13 protein-coding genes are annotated in these 12978 nt (G+C 69.4%); 7 read left to right on the plus strand and 6 right to left on the minus strand.

Annotated features, from left to right (window positions below; genetic code table 11):
• On the plus strand, positions 1–658 hold a 658-nt coding region (locus tag BN11_RS07530), incomplete at its 5' end, for a M23 family metallopeptidase (RefSeq protein ID WP_235435405.1).
• Between the two features lie 160 nt (positions 659–818).
• Here BN11_RS07530 and pcrA read toward each other — a convergent pair.
• Positions 819–3242, minus strand: a complete 2424-nt coding sequence (gene pcrA / locus BN11_RS07535; protein WP_048696280.1) for a DNA helicase PcrA — start codon at positions 3240–3242, stop codon at positions 819–821.
• On the opposite strand from pcrA, the gene BN11_RS07540 reads away from it, so the two are divergent.
• The 3 genes from BN11_RS07540 to BN11_RS07550 all read left to right on the plus strand — a co-directional run bounded on the left by BN11_RS07540 (position 3184) and on the right by BN11_RS07550 (position 6333).
• A complete protein-coding gene (locus BN11_RS07540; RefSeq protein WP_157044023.1) occupies positions 3184–4512 on the plus strand; it encodes a TolB family protein in 1329 nt (442 codons plus the stop codon). The genes pcrA and BN11_RS07540 overlap by 59 nt on opposite strands.
• A 15-nt stretch (positions 4513–4527) precedes the next feature.
• Entirely contained in the window at positions 4528–5415 is an 888-nt protein-coding gene (locus tag BN11_RS07545; RefSeq protein WP_048696283.1) for a hypothetical protein, read from the plus strand.
• 78 nt (positions 5416–5493) lie between these two features.
• Positions 5494–6333 carry a DUF1028 domain-containing protein gene (locus BN11_RS07550; RefSeq protein ID WP_048696285.1) on the plus strand — a complete coding sequence of 280 codons (840 nt, stop codon included), beginning with the start codon at positions 5494–5496 and terminating at the stop codon, positions 6331–6333.
• Between the two features lie 213 nt (positions 6334–6546).
• On the opposite strand, the gene BN11_RS07555 is transcribed toward BN11_RS07550, so the two are convergent.
• On the minus strand, positions 6547–6741 hold the full coding sequence (locus tag BN11_RS07555) for a hypothetical protein (protein ID WP_048696287.1): 195 nt from the start codon (positions 6739–6741) through the stop codon (positions 6547–6549).
• Positions 6742–7248: 507 nt separating this feature from the next.
• On the opposite strand from BN11_RS07555, the gene BN11_RS07560 reads away from it, so the two are divergent.
• Genes BN11_RS07560 through BN11_RS07570 form a run of 3 tightly spaced genes read left to right on the plus strand, consistent with a single transcriptional unit; the run spans position 7249 to position 9308 of the window.
• Positions 7249–7797: a GNAT family N-acetyltransferase gene (locus BN11_RS07560; RefSeq protein ID WP_048696290.1), complete on the plus strand. Its 549-nt coding sequence runs from the start codon at positions 7249–7251 to the stop codon at positions 7795–7797.
• Positions 7798–7807: 10 nt separating this feature from the next.
• Positions 7808–8290: a GNAT family N-acetyltransferase gene (locus BN11_RS07565; RefSeq protein ID WP_048696292.1), complete on the plus strand. Its 483-nt coding sequence runs from the start codon at positions 7808–7810 to the stop codon at positions 8288–8290.
• Between the two features lie 40 nt (positions 8291–8330).
• Entirely contained in the window at positions 8331–9308 is a 978-nt protein-coding gene (locus tag BN11_RS07570; RefSeq protein ID WP_048696294.1) for a quinone oxidoreductase family protein, read from the plus strand.
• A gap of 31 nt (positions 9309–9339) precedes the next feature.
• On the opposite strand, the gene BN11_RS07575 is transcribed toward BN11_RS07570, so the two are convergent.
• The 4 genes from BN11_RS07575 to BN11_RS07590 all read right to left on the minus strand — a co-directional run.
• Positions 9340–9705 (minus strand): hypothetical protein, encoded by a 366-nt coding sequence (locus BN11_RS07575; RefSeq protein ID WP_048696300.1) that lies wholly within the window; start codon positions 9703–9705, stop codon positions 9340–9342.
• Between the two features lie 9 nt (positions 9706–9714).
• Positions 9715–10935: a glycoside hydrolase family 32 protein gene (locus tag BN11_RS07580; RefSeq protein ID WP_048696302.1), complete on the minus strand. Its 1221-nt coding sequence runs from the start codon at positions 10933–10935 to the stop codon at positions 9715–9717.
• A 10-nt stretch (positions 10936–10945) separates the two neighbouring features.
• Complete coding sequence (locus BN11_RS07585; protein WP_048696305.1) at positions 10946–11659, minus strand: LuxR C-terminal-related transcriptional regulator; 714 nt, start codon at positions 11657–11659, stop codon at positions 10946–10948.
• Positions 11656–12978 (minus strand): ATP-binding protein (locus BN11_RS07590; protein ID WP_327152844.1); only part of this gene is annotated, 1323 nt, incomplete at its 5' end. The genes BN11_RS07585 and BN11_RS07590, both read right to left, overlap by 4 nt.

Here is a 12978-nt window from a genome sequence, read left to right on the forward strand (position 1 = left end):
CGCCCCCGGCACCCAGGCCAGCGTGTCCAGTGCCGCCGCCCAGGCCCTCGCGGATCGCTCCGGCACCCGGGAGGCCGCCGTTCCTGCGGCCGCGTCCATCGACACCGCCGGCGAACTGGCCGCGGACGCAACGCGTGAGCAGAGCACCGTCCGCGCGCAGCGGACCGCCGAGCGCCAGGCACTGGTCGTGAAGAAGGCCAAGGAGGCGGCCAAGAAGAAGGCCGAGGCGAAGAAGAAGGCCGCGGCTGCCGCCCGGATCAAGGCCGCGCACGCCTGGGTCTCCCCCATCAAGAACCCGCGCCTGACCTCCGGCTTCGGCGCCCGCTGGGGCCGCCTGCACGCCGGGCTCGACTTCGGTGCTGTAGTCGGCACCCCCCTGCGGTCCCTCTCGACCGGCACCGTGACCGAGGCCGGCTGGGGCGGCGGCTACGGTCAGAAGGTCGAGATCACCTACTGGGACGGCACCGTCTCCTACTTCGCCCACATGAGCGTCATCTCCGTGATCAAGGGCCAGAAGGTCACGCCCGGGATGATCGTCGGCAAGTCTGGCAACACCGGCCACTCCACCGGCCCGCACCTGCACCTTGAGATCCACCCCGGCGGCGGCGACCCCGTCGACCCCCGCGGTTGGCTCGCCAAGCACGGCCTGAAGCTCTGACGCTCCGGCCAGTCCCGGCCCCCCCAAGTAACCTCTGCTAGCAGACTTTACTCAAATCAGCACACTTTCCTAGGTGTGCTGATTTGACTAGCCTCTGCTAGCAGAGGTTAGGTGGAGAGCTCCCGACGGCGGTGGCGCGCAACAGGTTTGGCGCGGTGGGTCAGAGCTTCTCGAGGGGGGCGAACCGGAGGAGGAGGCGCTTGACGCCGGCCTCGCCGCCGAAGTCGACGTGCACCTGGGTGCGCTCGTCGGCGCCGTCGACGCGGGTGACGGTGCCGAGACCGAACGTGTCGTGGCTGACGCGGTCGCCGACCTTGAGCGCCAGCATCGGACGATTGCCGGGTGAGCGGACCCCGGGGCGGGCCGCCAGGCGCGCGAGGGACGGGGCCGCGGTGCGCTGGCCGGGGCTGGAGTCGGTGCGCTCCCACGTGATCAGCCCGTCGGGGATCTCGTCGAGGAACCGCGAGGGCGGGTTGTATTGCGGTGCGCCCCAGGCAGATCGCACGCTCGCCCGGCTGATGTGCAGGCGCTCGCGGGCCCGGGTGATGCCGACATAGGCCAGGCGCCGCTCCTCCTCCAGCTCGGCCGGGTCACCGCCGAGGGAGCGCTGATGGGGGAAGGTGCCGTCCTCCAACCCGGTGAGGAAGACGACGGGGAACTCCAACCCCTTGGCCGTATGCAGTGTCATCAGGGTGACGACGCCGCCGTCGGCTTCGGCGTCGGGGATCTCGTCGGCGTCGGCGACGAGGGAGACCTGCTCGAGGAAGTCGTCGAGGGAGATGACCTCTCCGGTCTCGACCCGCACCTCGTCGAATTCCCTTGCAACGGACAAGAGTTCGTGGAGATTCTCGAGACGGGTCTCGTCCTGCGGGTCACGGCTCGCCTTCAGCTCCGCCACGTAGCCGGATTTGTCGAGCACCGCCTCCAACAGGTCGGCGACACCTGCGCCGTCGTCGTCGCGCACCTGCCGCAGCGATTCCAACAAGGATGTGAAGCCCTCGATCGCCGCCACCGACCGGGTAGCAATGCCGGGCGCGTCGGCCGCCCGGCCCAGGGCGGCGACGAAGGGGATCCGCTCCCGCTCGGCGAGCGCGGCCACGCACGCCTCGGCCCGGTCACCGATGCCGCGCTTGGGGACGTTGAGGATGCGCCGCAGGTTGATCGTGTCCTCGGGATTGGCGAGCACCCGCAGATAAGCGAGCGCATCCTTGATCTCCTTGCGCTCGTAGAAGCGCGTGCCGCCGACGACCTTGTAGGGCAGGCCGACGCGGACGAACACCTCTTCGATGGCGCGCGACTGGGCATTGGTGCGATAGAAGACCGCGACGTCCTTGGGTTTGACCTCGTGGTCGTCGCCGAGGGTGTCGATGCGCCGGGCGACGAAGGCCGCCTCGTCGTGCTCGGAGTCGCCGACATAACCGATGATCGGATCGCCGTCGCCGGCCTCGGACCAGAGGTTCTTCTCGCGCCGTCCCGAGTTGGTGCGGATGACCGCATTGGCGGCCTTGAGGATGGTCTGCGTGGAGCGATAATTCTGTTCCAGCAGAATGACTCTCGCGTCGGGATAGTCCTTCTCGAACTCTTCGATATTGCGGATCGTCGCCCCGCGGAAGGCATAGATCGACTGGTCGGCGTCCCCGACGACCACGAGCTCACCCGGCGGCACAACAGATGGTGTGTCCGCGGCATACCCTGACGTGCCGGGACCACCCACCAACTCGCGCACCAGGACGTACTGGGCGTGATTGGTGTCCTGGTACTCGTCCACCAGGATGTGCCGAAAGCGGCGCCGATAGTGTTCTGCGACATCGGGAAAGGCCTGCAGGATGTTGACCGTCGTCATGATCAGGTCATCGAAGTCGAGTGCGTTGGCCTGCCGCAGCCGCCGCTGATAGGTGCGATAGGCCTCCGCGAGCAACCGCTCCTGGTGAGTGCCCGTCTCCTCGCTCCCCACCCGGGCGGCGTAGGTCTCCTCGTCGACCAGCTCGTTCTTGAGGTTGGAGACCTGGTGGGAGAACGCGCGCGGGTTATAGCGCTTGGGATCGAGGTCCATGTCGCGCAGCACGAGCGACATCAGCCGCTGACTGTCGGTGGCGTCGTAGATGGAGAAGTTGGACTTCAGCCCGACCTTGCTGGCCTCACGGCGCAGGATCCGCACGCACGCGGAGTGAAAAGTCATGACCCACATGGCTTTTGCCCGCGGCCCGACGAGCCCGGCGACCCGCTCGCGCATCTCGCCAGCGGCCTTGTTGGTGAAGGTGATCGCGAGGATCTGCCCCGGCAGCACGCCGCGGTGGCCGAGCAGGTAGGCGATGCGGTGGGCGAGCACGCGGGTCTTGCCGGACCCGGCACCGGCGACGATCAGGAGTGGTCCGCCCTCGTGGATCACCGCCTCGCGCTGCTGGGTGTTGAGTCCGCCGAGCAGGGCCTCGGGGTCGGTATGCCGCCCACTCGCCTCCCGCTCCCCCGCCTCGGTGTCGCGGTGGCGCTTGGCCGGTCCCTCCTGGGTCATCGCCCACGTGGGTATGCCGGCGTCGGTCACCGCGCCGGCCCACTCGGGGGATTCGTCGAACAAAGTTGTCATCGCGTGCTCCAGCCTACGTGGCACCGCCGACAGGTCTTGCCCACTACGCGCCGGACAACGTGTCACGGCGGGAGGCTTCCCTCCATTGTCGGGAATGCAATACATTGCCGACGTGCGAACGATCAGCTCTTTGGGAGCTGCGGGGGCATTCGTGACCGCGGCAGCATTGTCCTTGCCCGCAGCCGCCGCGCCAGCCGGCACTCCGGGCAACAAGTCCTCTTATGCGCCTGACATATCAGCCAATGGACGCTATGTCGTATTCGCGTCGGACGCCAGCAACCTGGTGGCCGGTGACACAAACGGCAAGCGCGACATCTTCATCCGCGACCTGCAGTCGCAGACTACACGCCTCGTCTCGAAGGGCCGGAGCGGGCCGTCGAACGGCATGAGCACCACACCGAAGGTGTCCGACGATGGACGTTATGTCTCGTTCCTGTCAACGGCAAGCAATCTCGTGGCACGCGACAGCAACGGCAAAGCCGACGCCTTCCGGGTCGACACGACGACGGGCACCATCATCCGCGTCAGCGTGGGGGCAGGAGGAGTGCAGGCCAATGGCGCATCGGAGGGTCCGCGGATCTCGGCCAACGGCAATTCGATCGTCTTCGGCTCCGCCGCATCCAACCTCGTCAGGGGCGACACCAACAAGGTCAATGACATCTTCCTGCGCGACGTGTCCACCGGTCAGACCCGTCGGCTGTCGATGACCCCGCAGGGCAATCAGAACCTCGCCGCCTCCGACATGAGTTCGATCAGCCCCAACGGGTCCATCGCCTCATGGCGCGGCCCCGTGGGCCTGCACCACGCCGTCTTCAGCTGGGACCGGGCGAGCAACACCGTGCGGAATGTCGCGGAGTCCAACTCCGGGGATTATCGGGCGATCCGCACCAGCAACGCTGGGCCGAGCTGGCTGCTCGAGTCCTACGTCTACCCATCGATGTATTGGGAATACAAGATCACCGCTGCACCGAAACCTGCGAGCTTCAGGTGGTTCGCGCAGGACCCGGAGCAATCCCATCTGGTCGATTTCGACGTGCCGATGTGGGGCGCCATGGGCGTCTTCGCCCGCTCCGACTCCTACGATCCCGACAACCACGGGGTCGTCGTCGCCGACACAACCGGCGAGTTGGCTGTGCTGGGTCCAACCCCGTGGAACGCGCTGGGCTTCTCGAGCGATGGAAACCACGTCGTCGGAGCTGACGAGTCGACCGGACAGATCAAGCGCTGGTCCTGGCGCACCGGGGTCGTCACCATCGTGAGCGTCAACTGATCCAGGGGACCGACCATGATTCGCCGAATCGGCACTATCACGATCACCCTCGCGGCCGCTGCCGCCTGCGCAGCCGCCGCGACCGGCACGGCGGGAGCAGCCGCCGCAACTGCCTCCGGCAACAAAGGCTCTTATGGTCCCGACGTCTCGGCCACCGGGCGCTACGTCGTCTTCGCCTCCGATGCCACGAATTTGGTTGCGGGTGACACCAACAGCAAACGTGACATCTTCATCCGCGATACCGTCGCCAACAACCACGCTACGGACATCTTCCTGCGCGACCTGCCCGGCACCATCCGACGCGTTTCCCTCATGCCCACAGGTGACCAACTCAGCAACGCCGCCAGCCAGGCGACGATCAGCAACGACGGTGCGCGTGTGGGCTTCATGGGCCTGTCCGGCTCGAGCGACGCGATCTTCCAGTGGTCCCGCCGCCTCCAGCGCACGACGATCCTCAGCGAGGAAGCATCCGACCATCAAGTCGGGTCACCTGTCACGAGCAATGGGGGGGTCAGCTCCGCCGGCGAGGAGACCAACTTCGACTGTTGGAACAGTGGGATCTCCGTGACGGCGTCGCCGAAGTCCGAGTCGTTCTACATCGACGACGATTGTGGCAGCACGGTGGATTACGGCTACGACGTCAGCCGCTGGGGCGCGATGGCAAGCATCGCCTATTTCGACTACTCGATCAACGCCACGCTGCTTTACGTCGTAGACGACTACTTCGAGCTGTCGTACCCCGACCGGTATCCCCCGCTCGCTCGCAAACGGGTCAACGCGAGCGCAGTGTCGATGGCGGCCGACGGATCGCGCGTTGGGTATGCGACGACGATCGGTGGCATCTCACAGATCCAGCTGTGGAACTGGAAGACCGGCGCCACCGCGACGGTCAGCACCAGCTGATGGGCAGCGCGGCACGCCGAGCGTGATTCCGATGACTTCCGCGTGCCGGAAAGGACGGGCCACTCTAGGCTCGAACGTATGACGTTCTCCATCGTTGCCCGCGAGGGCCGCGAGGGCCGCGCCTTCGGGGTGGCCGTGGCCAGCAAGTTCCTCGCCGTGGGCGGGGTCGTCCCGGCGGCGCGCCTGGGCACCGGGGCGATCGCGACCCAGTCGTATGCGCGGGTGTCGTTCAAGGCCGACCTGCTCAGCCATCTGGCACGCGGCAACAGCGCGAGCCGCGCGTTGGCGGCCGTGACGGCGGACGATCTCGAGGCGATGAAGCGGCAGGGGGGCGGCGTCGGCAGCAAGGACGCCGCGACCTTCACCGGCAGCGGCTGCCACCCGTGGGCCGGCGGCACGAGCGGCGAGGGCAGCAATGGCGATGACTCGGCCTACGCGATCCAGGGCAATGTCCTGACCGGTCCAGAAGTCATCGCCGAGATGGAGCGCGCCTTCCTCGACAGCGCCGGGCAGTCCTTCACCCGCCGCCTGCTCGCCTCACTCATGGCAGGGGACGCGGCGGGCGGCGACTCCCGGGGTCGCCAGAGCGCCGCGCTGTATGCCGTAGCCCCCAAGGCGGGCTACGACCGCTCCGGCGTGCTCGCCGATCTGCGGGTCGACGACAACTCGGACGCGATCAACGAACTGGCCCGCATCCACGACCTGCACGAACTGTATTTCGGTGCGCCGGAAGACGTTCAACCGCTCATCGGTGATCTCGAACTCGAGGTGCGCTCCCGCCTCGACGGCCTCGGCTACCGCGGCCGGCCCCTCGCGGACGACCTCGCCCTGTGGGCCGGCGAGGCGAACCTCGAGACCCGCCTCACGCGTGACGGCATCGACGGCCGCGTCCTGGAGGAACTGCGCAAGGCCGGCTGACCCCGGGCAGCCCCCCTGTGGCGCGCGTTTCGTGTTCTCAGCTGGGGGTCGGATGTCACAAGATGGGCGATCACGGCGGGGTCATACCCCACCTCGTGACGCCAGCAGGGGGTCCTCGTCGCAAAGCGGGGTATCCGGCGGCGTGCGTACCCCGACTTGTGACAGCCGCCGTCGTGGGTCGCGTCGATCGGCGTCAGCCGGCGCGCAGGCGGCTCAGCCGGCGGTCAGCCAGCGCTCACAGCCCGGCCACCGCATACCTCGGGCGAGCAGCGCTTCGGCGACTCGGCGGTTGAGTGCAGGGACGTCGTGCAGGTCCGCGGCGATGACGACGATGACGCGCCAGCCATCCGCCTCCAGCGCCTCCCGGCGGCGCAGGTCCTTGCGCCACTGGCGCCGCTCGAGGTGCACCTCGGCGCCGGCGTGGCGCGAGGGCCGTGCGCAGATCGGCCGGCGACGCGGGTCCGTCGCTGAGGCTCATCAGAGCGTCGGCGATGATCAGCGCATCGATTTCGTGCAGTCGCGGGTCGCTCAGCGCGGTGGCCCAGGCGGCGACCGGTGAGACCACGCGAAACTCTCCCAGGGGCCAATTGCCCGAGCCGGTGACGTGTCGGCCGGATCCCGCGGACCCGGCACCGGATGGCCGACGTGCCCGCCACGAGCGGATGCAACGGGTCGACGGCGAGCGGCAGCGGCAAGTCGTCGTACCCGCACGCGCTGACTCCTTCGAGCACCAGGTCCGGGACGAGCCAGGCTGCCGCAGCAGCGGTCGTGGCCACGTCGTCGGGCAGGTGCGCCGGCACCCGCACCCCGCGAAACGGCGCCCGCACCTGTGACGAACGCAACCGGTCGCACGTCGGGCTGTCTGCATCGCATGATCGCCCACCTCGGGACACACCCTTGCTTTACAGTCGCCGAATGCGCTTGATCCCGCCGACCACCCGCCTGCACCGCTCCTATCTGGGCGGCGTCGATGAGTTCGCGGGGGCTCGCCGCGACGGGGACGGCCTGTGGCAGTGGGTCGAGGACGGAGTGACCCACGAGATCACCCGCGAGGAGATGGAGTCCGAGGACGGGTTCACCCGGTTCGTCGCCCGCCGCACCGACCCCGACCGGGATCTGCTGCCCGGATGGGTGCCGTGCACCTTCTTCTGGATGGAGCAGGACGGCGAGTACGCCGGCTCGCTCGCCTTGCGCCACGAACTCACCGAGTTCCTTGCGGCCGAAGGCGGTCACATCGGCTACAGCGTCCGTCCGTCGGCGCGCCGGCGCGGTCACGCGACCGAGGCACTGCGCCAGTCCTTGCCCCATGCACGCGCCCTCGGCCTCGACCGGGTCCTGGTCACCTGCGACGAGACCAATATCGCCTCCGCCCGCACCATCGAGGCCAATGGCGGAGTCCTGGCGAAGACCGTCGAGGCCGCCAGCGACGGACGCCTCGTCCGCCACTACTGGATCGCCCTATAACGTCGCCGGTATGCCGCTCATCCGTGAGGCCCGCCCCGCCGACGTCCCGCGCATCCTCGCCCTCGTGCGCGATCTCGCGCACTACGAGAAGGAACCCGACGCCGTCGAGGCCACCGAGGCGGACTTCACGCACGCCCTCTTCCCCACCGAGGGCGCGCCCACGGCATACGGCCATGTCGCCGAAGTGGACGGCGAGATGGTGGCGATGGCGATCTGGTTCCTCACGTTCTCGACGTGGACCGGCCAAGCGGGCATCCACCTCGAAGACCTGTATGTCGCTCCGGCACAACGCGGTTCGGGTCTCGGCACGGCACTGCTCACCCGGCTCGCACAGGTGTGCGTCGAACGGGGCTATCGGCGGCTGGAGTGGGCGGTGCTGACGTGGAACACCCCGGCCATCGAGTTCTACGACGCGCTCGGGGCGGAGCCGATGACAGCGTGGACCGACTACCGTCTCGACGGGGCCGCCCTGCAGCGCGTCGGCGCGCACTAAGGTCGAAGAAGCAGCACCCGATCCACGCAGGAGGCCCACGATGACCACGACCCGCGCCCTGACCGTGCCCGCCAATGGCGGCAGCGCGGTCCTCGCTGTGCAGCATGTCGACGTCCCCGACCCGGGGCCGGGTCAGGCCCAGGTCAAGGTCGCGGCCGCCGGCGTCAACTTCATCGACGTCTACCAACGACAGGGTGTCTATCCGATCCCGACGCCGTTCACGCTCGGGATGGAGGGCGCCGGTGAAGTGGTGGCCGTCGGCGAGGGTGTCGACGACGTCGCCGTCGGCGATCGTGTCGCGTGGGCGATGCACCAGGGCACAAGCGCAGGATTGGCGAATATCGCTGCTGCCCAACTCATTCCGGTGCCCGATGGGCTGGACTTCAAGGTCGCTGCCGCGGCCGCCCTGCAGGGGATGACCGCGCACTATCTCGTCAATTCCACGTATGCCGTCCAGCCCGGCGATGTCGCGCTCGTCCACGCCGCCGCGGGCGGGGTCGGCCAACTCCTGGTGCAGATGATCACCGCCAAGGGCGGCACGGTCATCGCCACCGCCGGCGGCCCGGAGAAGCTCGCCATCGCCGAGAGGCTCGGCGCGAGCACGCTGATCGACTACCGCAGCGAGGACGTGGCCGCGGCGGCCAGGGCAGCCACCGATGGCACGGGTGTGCATGTGGCGTATGACGGCGTCGGGAAGGACACCTTCGACGCCTCCCTGGCCTCGCTGCGCCCCCGCGGCATGGTCGTGCTCTTCGGCGGCGCGAGCGGCCAGGTGCCGCCCTTCGACCTGCAGCGGCTCAACGCCGCCGGTTCGGCCTATGTCACCCGCCCCTCACTCGCGCACTACTTGCTCACGCGCGACGAACTGCTGTGGCGCGGGCGCGAGGTCTTCGCGGCCCTGGCCGACGGCTCACTGGAGCTGGAGGTCGGCGGCGAGTGGCCCCTCGAGGAGGCCGCCGCGGCATACGACGCCCTCGAGGGACGGCAGAGCACCGGCAAGCTCCTCCTCACGCCGTGACCCGCTACCGCGATCGACATCTCGACGGGGGTCAGCTGGTCTCCCAGAGGGCGGCGATGGCGGTGTTGAGGATGCCGAGGACGCCGGCGTAGTCGATGAGGTTGCTGTCGCCCGAGCCCTTGCGGGCCTTCGCGGCGGCCATCTCGGCGGCGGCGGCGCAGGCGAGGGCGACGGTGAGTTTGACGCCGACCTTGGCGTGGTTGAGCGGGTCGTTCTGCGACTCGTGGATGCCGACCAGGGCGAGTCCGGTGAGGATCTGGAAACGGGCACCCCATACCACCACCGAGAGCCCGCGGCCTGACTCGACACCCCTGGCGCGCAACGCGATCCAGCCACCGACGATGCAGGCCATGCCGATGAGGTGGACGAGCACGAGGACGTTGATCAGGATCTCCATGACGGCACTCTAAACGAGCAACTGCAGGGTTCCGGTCAGGTCCTCGGGTATCTCGAGCAGCCACTCCCCCGTGCCGCGCGCGGTCCACGCGGGCCCGCCGGCCGGGTATACCTCCACGACGTCGGCGTCGACCCACACCTCGGCGTCGGTGAGTTGGAGACTCAGCGCAGGGTCGCTGCTGCTCGTCAGTCGCCCGGCCGGGACGTCGGCGCGCGCCGCGCCGGGCAGGGTATGCCGCCCGCTCCCCACCTCCTGCCCCGCACCGGATCCGGTGAGGGCTTGCGCCGCGACGGAGTCGATCCGACTGACCAGGGCCCCGTCCTGCCAGGCGAGCCGGCGGGGCAGCGTCAGGCAGCCGGCCACCGGTACGTCGGGGTCGTGCGGCGTCCGGGACGGGATCCACCCGATGAGCATCGGCTCCTCGTCGTCGGTCATCACTTGCGGCGCATAGAAATTGGGCCCGGTGTCGACAAGCCCCCACGCGATGGCAGCCAGTTGCGGTCCGGCCTCGACCCGGACCCGCCGGTCGGCCCCGTAGCTCGCCGCGTCGATGTCGACCGCGACCCAGACCACCGGCCCGGGAGGGGCGCCATGGGTGCAGAGCGACAGGATGAGCACCGTCACTCCGTCGACGGAGCACAGCTGCGGGCACTCCCAGACGTCGGACGGCGGCAGTGTGCGGCAGACGGGCGCGTCGGCGCGGGCGACCACACCGACATACCGCCACGCCGTGATCTCGCTGGCGTCGAAGAGGAGCAGGGCCGCGGTGCCGTCGTGCAGACCGGCACCCACGAGCGCGAACCGCCTTGCCTCCCAGTCGAAGACGAATGGGTCGCGCATCTCTCGGACACCGGGCGGCGGCTCGGCGACGACCTGTGGAGCGCCCCAGCTGAGCAGGTCCGGGGAGCCCCAGCGCAGGCATACGGTGGCGTCGGCAGCCGAGGCGACGACCCCGGAATAGACGACCGCCGGGCGGTCCAGTCCGGGCACGAAGACCCCTGACCAGCACCCCCCGGCGTCCGGACCTCCCGTCTGCGGGCCGAAGGCGACCGGATGATGTTCCCAGACAACGAGATCCGCGCTTGACGCGTGGCCCCAGTGGATATCGCCGTGCACCGGGCCGGCGGGATTGTGCTGATAGAAGACGTGCCAGCGCCCGTCGTGGAAGGTCAGTCCGTTGGGGTCGTTGATCCAGCCGGACGCCGGCCGCAGGTGATAGCTCGAGAGCACCCGCGACAGCCTAGATGAGCTTGCGGCCCATGGCCCACGTGGTCAGCTCGTGCCGGGAGGAGAGCTGGAGCTTGCGCAGCACCGAAGACACGTGCGTCTCAACGGTTTTGACCGAGATGAACAGTTCGCGCGCGACTTCCTTGTATTGGTAGCCGCGGGCGATCAGGCGCATGACCTCGCGCTCGCGCTGGGAGAGCCGGTCCAATTCCTCGTCGACCTCGGCGATCTCACCGGCGGAGGCGCCGAAGGCGTCCAGCACGAAACCGGCCAGGCGCGGCGAAAAGACCGCGTCCCCGTCTGCGACGCGCCGGATCGCCGTGGCCAGGTCGGTGCCGGTGATGGTCTTGGTGACATAGCCGCGGGCACCGGCGCGGATGACGGCGATGACGTCGTCGGCGGCGTCGGAGACGGACAGCGCGAGGAAGCGGACCGGCTGGCCGTGCAGGCTGTCCTGGGCGACGCAGCCGGCGAGCACGTCGACACCCCCGCGGCCGTTGCCGCCGGGCAGGTGGACATCGAGCAGCACGACATCGGGGTGGGTCGCGTGGATGACTTTGATCGCCTCGTCGACGTCCGGGGCCTCGCCGACGATCTCCAGCGCCGTGCCGGCGACCTCGCCGAGTTCGGCCCGCACGCCCGTGCGGAACATCTTGTGGTCGTCGACGATCACCACGCGGACAGGGGGTTTCGGCGTGGCGGGCTTAGGCGTCGTGGTCGCGGTCATCGCGGGCCTCCGGTCTCGGGTGTCGGCAGGGTCAGGGTCCATTCGGTGCCGGGGTCGAGGCGACGCAACTTGGCCGTGCCGCCGGCGCGGGTCATCCGGCCGATGATCGACTCGCGCACGCCGAGCCGGTCCTCCTCGATGGCGTCGAGGTCGAGTCCCGGCCCGTGGTCGCGCACGAACGCCTCGACCTCGCCCGGCCCGGCCTCGACATAGACGGCGATCGGCGGAGCGCCGTGTCGCGCAGCGTTGTTGAGCGCCTCGCGCAGCGCCCGCACGAGAGCGAGCACGTGGTCGTCGACCTCGCGGTCGCCGGTGACGACGACGTCGATCGGTATGCCGTGCGCCACCTCGATCTCGTCGACCACCCGGGCGATCGCTCCCGAGAGGGAGGTCTCCGGGTCACCGTCCGCGCCGTAGAGATAGGCCCGCAGCTCGCGCTCCTGGACGCGTGCGAGGGTCGCGACGCGGGCAGGGTCGCCCGATTGGCGTTGGATGAGCGCCAGCGTCTGCAGAACCGAATCGTGAAGGTGCGCAGCAATATCCGCGCGCTCGTCGGCGCGGATCTGGGCGCTGCGAGCCTCGGCGCTGTCGCTGAGCAGGCGCAGCCCCAGCGGCGCGAGCAGCAGCAGCATGCCGGCGAGCACGACGATGGTCGCGACAGCGATGTCGGACGCCGCGCCGACGGACTGGCCTCGGCTCAGCACGACGATGGCGCCGACGACGACGGCAAGGGCCCCGGCACCCAGGCGGGCGAGCGCGGGCCACCCCGAGCGCCGGCCGAGCCACCGATCACGTTGTGCCGCATCGGCGCTCGTCAGGCCGAGCACGGCGATCGCGCCGATTGCCGCGAGTGGCACGATCAGGCTCAGCCGCGGGCCGGCCGCCCGCGTGATGCCGGTCATCATCCCGAGAGCCATGAGGCCGAGCCCGAAGAGCACGGCACCGCGCCGCATCGGTCGCGATGCGGGTGACAGGGCAGGATCGGCGACCCCCGACGCCGCCGCCGGGTCGACGGTCTGCACCCGCGTGTCCTCCTGCGGCGTGAGCGCCCACAGCAGCACATAGGCGACCAGGCCCGGCCCCGAGAAGCCGAGCGCCGCCATACCGATCCGCACCCACACCACGGGGAGGTGCAGGTGCTCGGCCAGCCCGGCGCAGACACCGGCTATCCATCGCTCACCGGACGGGCGCACCATCCGCGGCCGCGTCGCCGCCGGGGCGGCGGTCGCGGGGGCGTACGGCATCGGCATACCAGAAGTCTGACCCATCCGGCGGGCGAGATGGCGCACCCAGCCACCGAATGGGGCCCGCCTCAGGGA

Source organism: Nostocoides australiense Ben110 (genome assembly GCF_001050535.1).
GTDB classification, from domain to species: Bacteria; Actinomycetota; Actinomycetes; order Actinomycetales; family Dermatophilaceae; genus Nostocoides_A; species Nostocoides_A australiense.

Excerpts from the sequence above, each read along its gene's own strand:
- BN11_RS07540 (WP_157044023.1), top strand. The coding sequence starts at position 3,184 with ATGCCGGCGTCGGTCACCGCGCCGGCCCACTCGGGGGATTCGTCGAAC.
- pcrA (WP_048696280.1), bottom strand. The coding sequence starts at position 3,242 with ATGACAACTTTGTTCGACGAATCCCCCGAGTGGGCCGGCGCGGTGACC.
- BN11_RS07545 (WP_048696283.1), top strand. The coding sequence starts at position 4,528 with ATGATTCGCCGAATCGGCACTATCACGATCACCCTCGCGGCCGCTGCC.
- BN11_RS07550 (WP_048696285.1), top strand. The coding sequence starts at position 5,494 with ATGACGTTCTCCATCGTTGCCCGCGAGGGCCGCGAGGGCCGCGCCTTC.
- BN11_RS07560 (WP_048696290.1), top strand. The coding sequence starts at position 7,249 with ATGCGCTTGATCCCGCCGACCACCCGCCTGCACCGCTCCTATCTGGGC.
- BN11_RS07565 (WP_048696292.1), top strand. The coding sequence starts at position 7,808 with ATGCCGCTCATCCGTGAGGCCCGCCCCGCCGACGTCCCGCGCATCCTC.
- BN11_RS07570 (WP_048696294.1), top strand. The coding sequence starts at position 8,331 with ATGACCACGACCCGCGCCCTGACCGTGCCCGCCAATGGCGGCAGCGCG.
- BN11_RS07575 (WP_048696300.1), bottom strand. The coding sequence starts at position 9,705 with ATGGAGATCCTGATCAACGTCCTCGTGCTCGTCCACCTCATCGGCATG.
- BN11_RS07585 (WP_048696305.1), bottom strand. The coding sequence starts at position 11,659 with ATGACCGCGACCACGACGCCTAAGCCCGCCACGCCGAAACCCCCTGTC.